Source organism: Sphingopyxis sp. GW247-27LB (genome assembly GCF_002277025.1).
Taxonomy (GTDB): Bacteria; Pseudomonadota; Alphaproteobacteria; order Sphingomonadales; family Sphingomonadaceae; genus Sphingopyxis.
Window position 1 is genome coordinate 270,848 of the sequence record NZ_NIWD01000008.1, and the last position, 12,362, is coordinate 283,209.

Below are 12,362 nucleotides of genomic sequence, written 5' to 3' on the forward strand. Positions count from 1 at the left end.
GCCGCTTATTCGCTCGCGGGCTGAAGGTTCACCGCCGCGAACTTGCCGCGGTCGTCGACCTCGATGTCGAAGGCGACGCGGTCGCCCTCTTCGAGGCCCGCCATGCCGGCGCGCTGCACCGCGCTGATGTGGACGAAGGCGTCGGCCTGTCCGTCGTCGCGCGCGATGAAGCCGAAGCCCTTCGTCGTGTTGAAGAATTTGACCGTGCCCGAGGTGCGTTCACCGGTCAGCTGGCGCCGGCCGCGCGCGCCGCCCGGACGGTCGCCGCCGCCGCGGTCGTCGCGACGCGGAGCGAATTCCTCGATCGGCATCGGCTCGCCCTCGATCTTGAGGTCGATCGCCGACACCTTGCCGTTGCGCTCGACGAGGGTGAAGCCGAGCGGCTGACCCGAGGCGAGGCCCTGGAGCCCGGCCTGTTCGACCGCGCTGATGTGGACGAACACGTCTTCGCCGCCGTCGTCGCGCGCGACGAAGCCGAAGCCCTTCGACGGGTTGAAGAATTTCACCGTGCCCTGACCCTCGCCGACGACCTGCGCCGGCATGCCGCCGCCGCGTCCGCCGCCGAAACCGCCGCCCCGGTCGCCGCCGCCGAAGCCGCCGCGATCACCGCCGCCGAAGCCGCCACGATCGCGATCGCCGAAGCCGCCGCGCGGCGGGCCGCCGAAGCTGTCGCCGCCGTAGGGCGCCGGTTCGAAGCTGTCGAAATTGCCGAAATCATCGCGCTTGCCGCGCCCGCGATGGCCACGGCGATCCTTGTTGAAACTCATTGCTTAGTAGTCGCTTTCGGTTCGTCCACGCCCTATTGAACCGGCTCCTTGCGCCGGACGGGGACGCAGTTCACCATGGGCACAGACTCGCCCCGTGCCACCAAGGGCGCAATATATAACCTATATGAACGGCTTCTGCGAACAGAAAATTCAAGGATACTGTGGCGTCTTTGCCACGCTTTGGCGCGGTGCGGGCCCCATGCGCTTCGCCCGTGCAAACCAGTCATTGAGCGGCGGGGCAACAGGCTCTAAGGCGAGGCGATGAGCGTATATTTTCACGAAGAAGACCTGCCCGAAGGCGTGCTGGGCCCGGGCGCGGTCGCGATCGACACCGAGACGATGGGGCTCAACCCGCTGCGCGACCGGCTCTGCCTCGTCCAGATCAGCGACGGGTCGGGCGACGAGCATCTCGTCCGCTTCGCGCCTGGCAGCGCCTATGACGCGCCGGTGCTGAAGGCGATATTGACCGACCCCGGCCGCCTGAAGCTGTTTCATTTCGCGCGCTTCGACATCGCGGCGCTGCAGCATGCGCTGGGGGTCGTCACCGCGCCCGTCTATTGCACCAAGATCGCCTCGAAGCTGGTGCGCACCTACACCGACCGCCACGGGCTGAAGGAGCTGGTGCGCGAACTGCTCGGCCAGGAAGTGTCGAAGCAGCAGCAGTCGAGCGACTGGGGCGCCGCGGTGCTGAGCGACGCGCAGCGCGACTATGCCGCGAGCGACGTGCGCTTCCTCCACGCGATGAAGGAGGTGCTCGACGTGCGGCTGGCGCGCGAGGGACGCACCCATCTGGCGCAGGCCTGCTTCGATTTCCTGCCGACGCGCGCCGCGCTCGACCTCGCGGGCTGGCCCGAGGTCGATATCTTCGCGCACAGCTAGGAGCGGAGCGGAAGCGACGATGTCCGAACGCGCCGAACTCGACCGGACGATGCGGCAATTGTGGGCGGCCAAGGGGTCGAGCCACGACCGGGTCGTGCGTATCCTGCGCACCGGGCTGCCGCTGGTCATCGGCGTCATCGCCGCGGTGCTCGTCTTTTCGCCCTTCACCCAGCGCAGCGAAGTGAGCTTCCTGCTCGCCAAGGACAAGGTCGAGGTCGCGAAGGAGCGGATGCGCGTGACGCGCGCCGAATATCGCGGCCAGGACGGCAAGGGCCAGCCCTTCGCGCTGATCGCGGGAAGCGCGGTGCAGAAATCGAGCGCCGAGCCGATCGTGCGGATGACCGACCTGTCGGGCGCGATCCGGCTGAAGGACGGCCCGGCGACGATCGCCGCCCAGCAGAGCTTCTATAACATGGACACCGAAAAGGTCGTGGTGCCCGGCGAAGTGCTGGTGAAGAGCGCCGACGGCTATCGCATCGCCGCCGACGGGGTCGCGTTCGACCTCAAGAATCGCAGCCTCGCCGGGGGCAGCGGCGTCGAAGGCACGTTGAACATCGGCCAGTTTTCGGCCAACCAGCTGTACGCCGACCTCGATACGCGGATCGTGCGCCTGTCGGGCAATGCGCGGCTGCGGATCAATCAGGGAGTGATCAAATGAACCGCCCGTCAACGCCGCGCGCCTTCGGCTGGAAAAGCCTGGCGCTCGCCGGCGCCAGCTTCGCGGCGACCAGCTTCGCGATCCTCGCCACCGGCGGCGGCGCGGCGGCGCACGCGCAGGCGCTCGCCAACCACAACAGCAACGCGCCGGTCAATATGGCGGCGGATGTCATCGAGGTGCAGGACCGCGCCGATCGCGTCGTCGTGACGGGCGACGTCCGCGTGACGCAGGCGGGGATGACGCTGACCGCGCAGCGCATGACCATCGCCTATACCCGCGCCGGCGGCACCGACATCAACCGGCTCGACGCCTCGGGCGGGGTCACGGTGACCAAGGGCGACGAGACCGCGAAGGGCAATGTCGCCATCTATGACCTCAACCGGCGGCTGATCACGATGGTCGGCAATGTCGAGCTGCGCCAGGGCGCGAACCGCCTGTCGGGCGGGCGGATGGTGATCGACCTCAATTCGGGCCGCGCCACCGTCGACGGACGCGGCGCGGCGCGCGGGCCCGACGGCAACCCCGTGCAAGGGGGCACCGGCGGCCGCGTGACGGGCACCTTCACCGTGCCGCAGCGCAAGACGCAATGAAGCCAACAAAGCGGTAACCAGACCGCTTTACCGCCCCGAAACCACGCGCCGCGAGGATCGCGGCAGGGACCGGATCATCCGCGGCGGCCGGGGGGCGACGCCGCCCAGCGAGGTGTGCCCCCCATGCGCCTGTTCGCCCCCGTCTTCCCGCCCCGCCGCCCGAGCTTCGGCCGCCGCCAGGACCATGCCCCCGAGCCGCCCGCCGTCGCCGGGCCCGACGCCGAGGCGCGCCGGCTGATCGAGCGCATCCTGCGGCATGCGGGCCAGCGCGACGGGCGGTAAGCGGCAGAGCCGGGTCGTTAAATTCAGCGTCATTGCGAGCGAAGCGAAGCAATCCAGAGTGGGCGTGAACCGCTCTGGATTGCTTCGCTTCGCTCGCAATGACGAACAGGATTGAGGTCCACCCTCCGCCGATCGCGGCTTGGCGTTCGGCGCGCGCGTCCCTACATGGCGTCTCCATGCCGCCCGACACCGCCACCTCCGCCGATGCGGCCCGCGAACCGCCCGTTCTGGCGACGCTGAAGCGCTTCCTGCCCTATCTGTGGCCGGCGGGGCACACCGAGCACAAGGTCCGCATCGTCCTCGCCGCGCTGATCGTCCTCGCGTCGAAGGGGGTGCAGCTGTCGATGGGCTTCCTCTACGGCGCCGCGATCGACCGCATGGCGCCGGGGATGGAAGAAGGCGTGGCGCTCGCGATCGGGCTGGTGCTCGCCTATGCCGGCGCGCGCTTCGCCGGGGTCTTGTTCGACAATCTGCGCAACGTCGTGTTCGAGCGTGTCGGGCAGGATGCGACGCGCGAGCTCGCGATCGCGACCTTCACCCACCTCCACGCGCTGAGCCTGCGCTTCCACCTCGCGCGGCGGACGGGCGAGGTGACCAAGGTGATCGAGCGCGGAACCAAGAGCATCGACACGATGCTCTATTTCCTGCTGTTCAACATCGCGCCGACGATCATCGAGCTCGCCGCGGTGCTGGTGATCTTCTGGAGCAAGTTCAGCCTGGGATTGGCGGGCGCGACGGCGCTGATGGTCGTCGTCTATATCGCCTTCACGCGCAAGGTGACCGACTGGCGCAACGCGCTGCGCACGCGGATGAACGACCTCGACACGCTGACGGTGGGGCGCAGCGTCGACAGCCTGCTCAACTACGAAACGGTCAAATATTTCGGCGCCGAAGAGCGCGAGGCGGCGCGCTATCGCGACGTCGCCGACCAATATGCGCGCGCCGCGGTGAAGAGCGAGAACAGCCTCGCCTGGCTCAACATCGGGCAGAGCCTGATCACCAACGCCGCGATGGCGGGGGCGATGGCCTATACGGTGTGGGGCTGGTCGAAGGGGCAGTTCGCGGTCGGCGACGTCGTGCTGGTGAACACGCTGCTCGCGCAGCTTTTCCGCCCGCTCGACATGCTCGGCATGGTGTACCGGATCATCCGCCAGGGGCTGATCGACATGGAGGCGATGTTCCGCCTGATCGACACCCCGCCCGAGATAAAGGATGCCGAGGGCGCCTGGCCGCTGGTGGTGAACGGCGGCGCGGTGGCGTTCGAGGACGTCGTCTTCGGCTATGAAAGCGACCGGACGATCCTGAACGGCGTGAGCTTCGCGGTGGGCGCGGGCGAGACGCTGGCGATCGTCGGGCCGTCGGGGGCGGGCAAGTCGACGATCGCGCGGCTGCTCTTCCGCTTCTACGACCCGCAGCGCGGGCGCGTGCTGGTCGACGGTCAGGACATCAAGGCGGTGACGCAAGCGAGCCTGCGCGCCGAGATCGGCATCGTCCCGCAGGACACGGTGCTGTTCAACGACACGATCGGCTATAACATCGCCTATGGCCGCGCCGATGCGGGCGCCGACGAGATCGCGGCGGCGGCGAAGGGCGCGGCGATCGACAGCTTCGTCGCGCTGCTGCCGCAGGGGTATGAGACCGAGGTCGGCGAGCGCGGGCTGAAGCTGTCGGGCGGCGAGAAGCAGCGCGTCGCGATCGCGCGCACCTTGCTCAAGAACCCGCCGATCCTGATCCTCGACGAAGCGACGAGCGCGCTCGACAGCCGCACCGAGGCGGCGATCCAGGCGACGCTCGAGCGCATCGCGCAGCGGCGGACGACGCTGGTCATCGCGCACCGGCTGTCGACGGTGGTCAACGCCGACCGCATCATCGTGCTGGAAAAGGGCCGCGTCGCCGAGACGGGGACGCACGAGCAGCTGCTCGCGATGCGCGGGCTCTACGCCGACATGTGGGCGCGGCAGCAGGCGGAGAAGGAAGAGGGGACGGTTTAGGGAGAAGTGGTCGATTGCGACCGAGAGCGGGCATGCCTTCTCCCCTCCCTTCTAGGGAGGGGTTGGGGGTGGGTAGTCGCCGAAGGCGGCGTTCTTTGTAGGCTCGCTCCGCTCGCGCACCCACCCCTAACCCCTCCCTAAAAGGGAGGGGAATGGCTCAAATCCACCCCAAAGCCTTCGTCATCAGTTTCGATTCGCACCGTCACCCAACGCCTGCAGAATATCCCTCAGCGGCACCAGTTTGAAATTCTGCGGTGCCCTCTCCTCCTTGCCGTCCGCGCCGACGTCGCGGTTCTTGCCATCCTGTGCCGCGAACAACCCGCCGGGCCACGCCTCGCCGAAATCGCGGGCGTCGAGCGCGATGCCGTCGGTGCCCTCGGTGCCGTCGATCGCGCCGCCCCGGATGCGGAAGCCGCCGGCATAGGCGCCGCCCGGCAGATGGAAGACCGCGAAGCTGTCGTCGTCCTGGCTCGCGGCGAAGAGGAGGCCGCCGTCCTTCCCGCGCGGCAGGACCGCGAGGCCCTCGACATCGTCGTGGAGGCGGACGCCGTCGACCGCGGCGAAGCGCCGCGGCGCCATCGCGCGCCCGGGGTCGGTGTCGATGCGCCAGATCGCGACCTTGTCCTCGGCCACGTAGAGGATGCCGGTGCGGTCGTCGGCGACGCAGCCCTCGGCGCGGCTGCCGAGGTCGTGGCGGCGCACGATCCGGCCGGCGGGCGCGGCGCCCGACAGGTCGAGCGCGATCTGCTCGACCACCCCTTCCTCATAGATCATGAAGGCGTCGATGCCGCCGGCGCGGCGGTGGAGGCAGAGGCCGTAGGCCTCGCCCGCGGGCGGGTCGACGCTGCCGATCTCGACGAGGCGCGGGGCTTGCGCGTCGAGGCGGAAGAGGCGAAGGCGCGGGCGTTCATGGTCGCTGCGATCCGACGCGGCGACGAGCGTCGCCTTTTCGCCCGCGATCGTCACCCCGGTGCGCAGATCGACATTGTTGAGATCGCCGAGCGGCTGGAAGGCGAGCAGGCGGCCCGCGAGGTCGTGGATCGCGATCCCGGCCTTCTTGTCGGTCGAGAGGATCAGGCTCTTTGCCGGGTCTTGCGGATCGCGCCAGATCGCGGGGTCGTCGGCGCGGTCGCCCTTGCTGGTGGTCGCGGGCGCGGTCTCGGCGCGCGCCGGGACTTCGGGAAGCGGCGGCGGCCCGGCGGCGGCGAGCAGCGCGGCGAGAAGCAGGGGGTGCGGCATGGGGGCAGCCTCCGTTACTGCGAGGATAACGGGCGGCGGCGGTGCCGGGTTCCTGATTCGGACAATCGCAACAAAATCACTTGAGTTGCTTGACCGCGCGCCCCCGCGCCTTTTACGCTGCCCTATGCCGCATGACACCAGCCTGATCGGAACCGTGGTCGCGGGCCTCGGCGTCGCCTTTCTGATGGGGGCGCTCGCGCACCGGCTGCGGATTTCGCCGATCGCGGGCTATCTGCTCGCGGGGGTGCTTGTCGGGCCGTTCACGCCGGGGATCGTCGCCGACACCGGGCTCGCGCTCCAGCTCGCCGAGATCGGGGTGATCCTGCTGATGTTCGGGGTCGGGCTGCATTTTTCGCTGAAGGACCTGCTCGCGGTGCGGAATATCGCGGTGCCGGGGGCGATCGCGCAGATCGCGGTGGCGAGCGGGCTCGGCATCGCGCTCGGCCTGTCGCTCGGCTGGCCGCTCGCGGGGAGCGCGATCTTCGGCCTCGCGCTGTCGGTCGCGAGCACGGTGGTGCTGCTCCGCGCGCTGCAGGCGCGCGACATGGTCGAGACCGAAAAGGGGCGGATCGCGGTCGGCTGGTTGATTGTCGAGGATCTGGCGATGGTGCTCGCGCTCGTCCTGCTGCCCGCGATGTTCGGCGGGCGCGGCGACGAAAGCGGCGGCGCCGGGCTGTTGCAATCGGCGGGAATCGTCGCGCTGAAGGTGGTCGGCTTCGTCGCCTTCATGCTGATCGTCGCGCGGCGGATATTGCCCGCGGTGCTGCACTGGGTCGCGCATACCGGGTCGCGCGAGCTGTTCCGGCTCGCGGTGCTCGCGATCGCGCTCGGGGTCGCTTTCGGGGCGGCGGTGGTGTTCGACGTGAGCTTCGCGCTGGGCGCCTTCTTCGCCGGGATGATCCTCGGCGAGACGCAACTCAGCCGCCGCGCGGCCGAGGAGACGCTGCCGCTGCGCGACGCCTTCGCGGTGCTCTTCTTCGTGTCGGTGGGCATGCTCTTCGACCCCAAGGTGCTCGCCGAGCATCCCGGGCCACTGGTCGCGACGGTGGCGATCATCGTCGTCGGCAAGGCGGTCGCCGCCTATGCGATCGTGCGCGCCTTCGGGCACGGGTCGCAGACCGCGATGACGATCGCGGCGAGCCTCGCGCAGATCGGCGAATTCTCCTTCATCCTCGCCGGGCTCGGCGTCGGATTGAAGGTGATGCCCGAGGAGGCGCGCGACCTGATCCTCGCGGGGTCGATCCTGTCGATCCTCTTCAACCCGCTGTTCTTCACGCTCGCGGTGCGGCGGATGCGCGCCGACGCGCCGGCCGAGGTCGAGGCGGCGGTCGAGGCGCTGCCCGAGGCGGCGCCGTCGCGCACGGTGCTGATCGGCTATGGCCGCGTCGGCAGCCATATCGGCGAGCTTCTGTGCGGCAAGGGCGAGGCGCTGACCGTGATCGAGGACCAGAAGGACCGCGCCGCCGCCGCCGGCGAGGCGGGGGCGGCGGTGATCGTCGGCAACGCCGCGAGCGAAACCGTGCTGCGCCAGGCGGGGCTCGACAGCGCCTCGACCCTGCTGATCGCGATCCCCGAGGGGGTCGAGGCGGGGGCGATCGTGCGGCGCGCGCGGGCGATCAACCCGAAGCTGGTGATCGTCGCGCGCGCGCATTCGGACGAGGAAGTGACCGACATCGTCCGCCACGGCGCCGACCATGTCGTGATGGCGGAGCGCGAGACCGCGGCGCGGATGGCCGAGCGGGCGCTGCTGGCGCGGGCTTGAACCTAGTCATTGCGAGGAGCGTAGCGACGAAGCAATCTCCAGCCCTCGACCTTGGGGAAGGCAGATGGCTGGAGATTGCTTCGCTTCGCTCGCAATGACGCCAAATAGGAAGTGCCGGGGCTTCCCTCTCCTCATCATCCGCCCTATCGCCCACCCACAATGACCGCCGACGCTCTCCTCCCGCTGCTCAAATCGACCTTCGGCTTCGACGCCTTTCGCGGAAAGCAGGCTGAGGTCGTCGCGCGGGTGATGGCGGGCGAGCATACGCTCGCGGTGATGCCGACCGGGGCGGGCAAGTCGCTGACCTATCAGCTTCCCGCGGTCGCGGTCGCCGGCTGCGTCGTCGTGGTGTCGCCGCTGATCGCGCTGATGCACGACCAGCTTCGCGGTGCGCGCGCGGCGGGGATCAGGGCGGCCAGCCTGACGAGCGTCGATGCCGATTTCGCCGACACGCGCCAGGCGTATCGCGACGGCCAGCTCGACCTCCTCTACATCGCGCCCGAGCGGGCGACGGGCGAGGGGTTTCGCGCGCTGATGGAGGCGCGCGCGCCCGCGCTGTTCGCGATCGACGAGGCGCATTGCGTGTCCGAATGGGGGCATGATTTCCGGCCCGACTACCGCCTGCTCCGGCCGCTGCTCGACGCCTTTCCGGACGTGCCGCGGCTCGCGTTGACCGCGACGGCGGACAAGCACACGCGCGAGGACATCCTCGTCCAGCTCGGCATAGCGGCCGAGGGACTGGTGCTCGCGGGGTTCGACCGGCCGAACATCCGCTATCGGGTGAGTCCGCGCATCGGCGCGGCGAAGCAGCTTGCCGAATTCATCGCCGCCAATCCGGGGCCGGGGATCGTCTATTGCCCGACGCGCGACGGCACCGAGCGGATGGCCGAGAAGCTCGCCGCCGCGACGGGGCGGCCGGTCGCCGCCTATCACGCCGGGCTCGACGCCGAGCGGCGCGCGCAGGTGCAGCATGATTTCGTCGCGTCGGAGGACGGCATCGTCACCGCGACGGTCGCTTTCGGCATGGGGATCGACAAGCCCGACGTGCGCTTCGTCGCGCACGCGGGGCTGCCGAAGTCGATCGAGAGCTATTATCAGGAAACGGGGCGCGCGGGGCGCGACGGCGACCCCGCCGAGGCGCTGATGCTGTGGGGCGCCGAGGATTTCGCGCGGGCGCGGATGCGGCTGGGCGAGCTGCCCGAGGCGCGCGTCGCGGGCGAGCGGGCGCGGCTCAACGCGCTGGGCGCGCTGGTCGAGACGGTCGAGTGCCGCCGCGCGCTGCTGCTGCGCCATTTCGGCGAGACCCCGCCCGAGCGCTGCGGCAATTGCGACAATTGCCTCGAGCCGCCGAGCCAGATCGACGCGACGGTGCTCGCGCAGAAACTGCTCTCGGCGGTCTATCGCACCGGGCAGAGCTATGGCGCCGGGCATGTCGAGGCGGTGCTGACGGGGCGCAGCGACGAGCGGATCGTCAGCCGCGGGCACGACAAGCTGTCGGTCTTCGGCCTCGTCGAGGGCGAGGAGGCGCGGCTGATCAAGCCGCTGGTGCGCACGCTGATGGCGCGCGAGGCGCTTTCGACCACCGAACATGGCGGGCTGATGTTCGGTCCCGCGGGCCGCGCGGTGATGAAGGGCGAGGTGCCCGTGCTGATGGCCGAGCCGCCGGCGCGGCGGACGAAGCGCGCGTCGCGCGGCGAAGGCGCGGCGGCGAATCCGGTCGGCGATCCGCTGTTCGAGGCGTTGCGCGCGACCCGGCGCGAGCTGGCGGCGGAGGCGGGGGTGCCGCCCTATGTGGTCTTCCACGACGCGGCGCTGCGCGCGATGGCGAGCGAGCGGCCCGCGACATTGGCGGAACTGGCACAGATCCCAGGGGTCGGCGCGCGCAAGCTGGAGGCGTGGGGCGACGCGTTTCTGGCGGTGATCCGTCAGTTTTGATGGTCCTGTTTCGGCCGGTAGCGGACGTTAGCGACCATACCCTCTCCCCTCCCTTTTAGGGAGGGGCTGGGGGTGGGTAGCCGCCGAAGGCGGCGTTCTTTTGCGGGCTCGCTCCGCTCGCGCACCCACCCCTAACCCCTCCCTAAAAGGGAGGGGAATGGCTCAAACCCACCCCAGAGCGGACATACTTTCGGGACGTTGATACCTTCCCGCTTGTCAGCAAACACGGCTGTCCTATACATCGCGGCCATGAGCGATTTTCGTCCCCTGAGCCCCGGCTATAGCGTCGCCCCGCAGATCGCCCTCGAGGATGTCGCGGAGGCGAAGGCCGCGGGGTTCGCGATGATCATCAACAACCGCCCCGACGGCGAGGAGCCGACGGCGCCGCAGGGGGGCGACATCGCATCGGCCGCCGCCGCCGAGGGGCTGGCCTATGCGGCGATTCCGGTCGGCCATGCGGGGTTCAGCCATGCGCAGCTCGACGCGCTCGACACGCTGCTCGCCGACGCGACGGGGCCGGTGCTCGCCTATTGCCGCTCGGGGACGCGCTCGACGCATCTCTGGGCGCTCGCCCGCGCGCGCGCCGGGGACGATGTCGAAGCGCTGTGCGAAGCCGCCGCGAAGGCGGGCTATGACCTTTCGGGGCTGCGGCCGATGATGGACGCGCTGGCGGGCGAGCGGTGACGGCGGCGGTCTGGATTCAGCTCGGCGCATCGCTCGTCGCGGTGCTGTTCATCGCCTGGCTGGTCAGGGCGATGGGGCTGGGCGCCGATCCGCGCATCGAGGATGCCGCGCATGCGATCCGCCTCGCCGACGAGGCCGAGGCGGGGTTCGGGGGCGTCGAGGTGGCGCGCGACCGCGCGGGCTTTGCCGCGATCGTGCGTAATGCCGAGGGGCGGATGCTGCTGATCCGCGCGCACGGCAATCATTTCGCGGCGCGCCCCGTCGACGCCGGCACGGTCGGACGGCTCGACAAGGATTTCCTGACGCTGACCAGCCCCGAGCGGACCTTCGGCGCGGTGACGCTGCAATTGGGGAAGGACGCGGGGGTGTGGGCGTCGCGGATGCGGGAGGTGGTGCATGGATAGTCTGCCCGATCCGGTCGTCTACGCGGTCCCCGCCTTCATCCTGCTGCTGATCGCCGAGATGCTGATCGCGCTCCGCCGCGACCGGAGCCGCTACGAGGCGCGCGACACGCTGACGTCGCTGATGCTCGGGACGGTCAGCCAGGTCGCGGGCGCGCTCGTCGGCGCCGCCGTGATCGGCATGTCGGTGTGGGTCTATCAATTCCACCTGTTCGACATCGGGATCGCGTTCCGGAACTGGTGGTGGGCGTGGATTCTCTGCTTCTTTCTGGACGATCTCGCTTATTATGCCTTTCACCGCGCCGCGCACCGGGTGCGCTGGTTCTGGGCGAGCCATGTCATCCACCATTCGAGCCAGCATTATAATCTGTCGACCGCGCTGCGGCAGACGTGGACGGGTTTTTTCAGCCTGACCTTCCTGTTCCGGATGCCGCTGTTCCTGATCGGCTTTCCGCCGGCGATGGTCTTCTTCTGCGCGGGGCTGAACCTGATCTACCAGTTCTGGATCCATACCGAGGCGATCGGGCGGATGCCGAAATGGTTCGAGGCGGTGATGAACACCCCGTCGCACCACCGCGTCCATCACGGGGTGAACCCGCGCTATCTCGACGCCAATTATGCCGGGGTCTTCATCATCTGGGACCGGATGTTCGGCAGCTTCGTCCCCGAACGCGACGACGAGCCGGTGCGCTATGGCATCGTCAAGCAATTGGGCAGCTTCAACATACTCTGGGCCGCGGTCCACGAATGGGTCGGTATCGCGAAGGATGTGTGGAGCGCGCCGTGGCGGCACAAATTCTCCTATATGTGGCGCGAGCCGGGCTGGAGCCACGACGGCAGCCGGATGACCAGCGACATGATCAAGGAACGCTGGCGCGCGGGACGGGCGGTCGAGGATGCGGCGGAATAGTTCGCTTAAGAAGGGGTCACGCGGAGACGCGAAGACGCGGAGGGATTACCAACTCCGTTGGTGCTGAGCTTGTCGAAGCACAGTTCTTCTTCTTGACCTTTTAAGAAGGAAGAACAGCCCTTCGACAAGCTCAGGGCGAACGGATTTAGGAGGCCCGATTTCCTCCGCGCCTCCGCGCCTCCGCGTCTCCGCGTGAACCCCTTCTCGTCGCCCCCGCGAAGGCGGGGGCGACGTGTATGGACTTGCCTCGCCACCTAATGACAT

Annotated in this window: 12 protein-coding genes; 10 read left to right on the forward strand and 2 right to left on the reverse strand. The window is 69.1% G+C overall.

Annotated elements, in window-relative coordinates; translation table 11 throughout:
• Positions 1-5: 5 nt before the first annotated feature.
• A complete protein-coding gene (locus CD928_RS23985) occupies positions 6-767 on the reverse strand; it encodes a cold-shock protein (protein WP_095386744.1) in 762 nt (253 codons plus the stop codon).
• A 261-nt stretch (positions 768-1,028) separates the two neighbouring features.
• Between CD928_RS23985 and CD928_RS08915 the strand changes: the two genes are divergently transcribed.
• The 5 genes from CD928_RS08915 (at position 1,029) to CD928_RS08930 (ending at position 5,167) form a co-directional block, all read left to right on the forward strand.
• Positions 1,029-1,646 carry a ribonuclease D gene (locus CD928_RS08915; RefSeq protein ID WP_095386745.1) on the forward strand — a complete coding sequence of 206 codons (618 nt, stop codon included), beginning with the start codon at positions 1,029-1,031 and terminating at the stop codon, positions 1,644-1,646.
• Between the two features lie 19 nt (positions 1,647-1,665).
• Entirely contained in the window at positions 1,666-2,304 is a 639-nt protein-coding gene (locus CD928_RS08920; RefSeq protein WP_095386746.1) for an LPS export ABC transporter periplasmic protein LptC, read from the forward strand.
• The gene (locus CD928_RS08925; RefSeq protein WP_095386747.1) at positions 2,301-2,894 is read left to right on the forward strand and encodes an LptA/OstA family protein; all 594 of its coding nucleotides are present in this window, start codon (positions 2,301-2,303) and stop codon (positions 2,892-2,894) included. The genes CD928_RS08920 and CD928_RS08925 overlap by 4 nt, the downstream gene beginning before the upstream one ends.
• Before the next feature lie 123 nt (positions 2,895-3,017).
• On the forward strand, positions 3,018-3,176 hold the full coding sequence (locus CD928_RS23380; protein WP_176473527.1) for a hypothetical protein: 159 nt from the start codon (positions 3,018-3,020) through the stop codon (positions 3,174-3,176).
• 176 nt (positions 3,177-3,352) lie between these two features.
• Positions 3,353-5,167: an ABC transporter ATP-binding protein/permease gene (locus CD928_RS08930; protein ID WP_095386748.1), complete on the forward strand. Its 1,815-nt coding sequence runs from the start codon at positions 3,353-3,355 to the stop codon at positions 5,165-5,167.
• 183 nt (positions 5,168-5,350) lie between these two features.
• Here CD928_RS08930 and CD928_RS08935 read toward each other — a convergent pair whose 3' ends face one another.
• Positions 5,351-6,406: a phytase gene (locus CD928_RS08935; RefSeq protein ID WP_095386749.1), complete on the reverse strand. Its 1,056-nt coding sequence runs from the start codon at positions 6,404-6,406 to the stop codon at positions 5,351-5,353.
• Between the two features lie 124 nt (positions 6,407-6,530).
• Between CD928_RS08935 and ybaL the strand changes: the two genes are divergently transcribed.
• The 5 genes from ybaL to CD928_RS08960 all read left to right on the forward strand — a co-directional run bounded on the left by ybaL (position 6,531) and on the right by CD928_RS08960 (position 12,098).
• Positions 6,531-8,168 carry a YbaL family putative K(+) efflux transporter gene (gene ybaL / locus CD928_RS08940; protein ID WP_095386750.1) on the forward strand — a complete coding sequence of 546 codons (1,638 nt, stop codon included), beginning with the start codon at positions 6,531-6,533 and terminating at the stop codon, positions 8,166-8,168.
• Between the two features lie 159 nt (positions 8,169-8,327).
• The gene (gene recQ, locus CD928_RS08945; RefSeq protein ID WP_095386751.1) at positions 8,328-10,103 is read left to right on the forward strand and encodes a DNA helicase RecQ; all 1,776 of its coding nucleotides are present in this window, start codon (positions 8,328-8,330) and stop codon (positions 10,101-10,103) included.
• A gap of 249 nt (positions 10,104-10,352) precedes the next feature.
• Positions 10,353-10,787, forward strand: coding sequence for a TIGR01244 family sulfur transferase (locus CD928_RS08950; protein WP_095386752.1), 435 nt, complete (start codon positions 10,353-10,355; stop codon positions 10,785-10,787).
• On the forward strand, positions 10,784-11,191 hold the full coding sequence (locus CD928_RS08955; RefSeq protein WP_095386753.1) for a hypothetical protein: 408 nt from the start codon (positions 10,784-10,786) through the stop codon (positions 11,189-11,191). Before CD928_RS08950 ends, CD928_RS08955 begins: the two co-directional genes overlap by 4 nt.
• Positions 11,184-12,098: a sterol desaturase family protein gene (locus CD928_RS08960; protein ID WP_095386754.1), complete on the forward strand. Its 915-nt coding sequence runs from the start codon at positions 11,184-11,186 to the stop codon at positions 12,096-12,098. Before CD928_RS08955 ends, CD928_RS08960 begins: the two co-directional genes overlap by 8 nt.
• Positions 12,099-12,362 lie beyond the last annotated feature (264 nt).

Coding starts and splice junctions, on each gene's coding strand:
- CD928_RS23985 (WP_095386744.1), bottom strand. CDS start 767: ATGAGTTTCAACAAGGATCGCCGTGGCCATCGCGGGCGCGGCAAGCGC.
- CD928_RS08950 (WP_095386752.1), top strand. CDS start 10,353: ATGAGCGATTTTCGTCCCCTGAGCCCCGGCTATAGCGTCGCCCCGCAG.
- CD928_RS08930 (WP_095386748.1), top strand. CDS start 3,353: ATGCCGCCCGACACCGCCACCTCCGCCGATGCGGCCCGCGAACCGCCC.
- CD928_RS08915 (WP_095386745.1), top strand. CDS start 1,029: ATGAGCGTATATTTTCACGAAGAAGACCTGCCCGAAGGCGTGCTGGGC.
- recQ (WP_095386751.1), top strand. CDS start 8,328: ATGACCGCCGACGCTCTCCTCCCGCTGCTCAAATCGACCTTCGGCTTC.
- CD928_RS23380 (WP_176473527.1), top strand. CDS start 3,018: ATGCGCCTGTTCGCCCCCGTCTTCCCGCCCCGCCGCCCGAGCTTCGGC.
- CD928_RS08925 (WP_095386747.1), top strand. CDS start 2,301: ATGAACCGCCCGTCAACGCCGCGCGCCTTCGGCTGGAAAAGCCTGGCG.
- CD928_RS08920 (WP_095386746.1), top strand. CDS start 1,666: ATGTCCGAACGCGCCGAACTCGACCGGACGATGCGGCAATTGTGGGCG.
- ybaL (WP_095386750.1), top strand. CDS start 6,531: ATGCCGCATGACACCAGCCTGATCGGAACCGTGGTCGCGGGCCTCGGC.
- CD928_RS08960 (WP_095386754.1), top strand. CDS start 11,184: ATGGATAGTCTGCCCGATCCGGTCGTCTACGCGGTCCCCGCCTTCATC.
- CD928_RS08935 (WP_095386749.1), bottom strand. CDS start 6,406: ATGCCGCACCCCCTGCTTCTCGCCGCGCTGCTCGCCGCCGCCGGGCCG.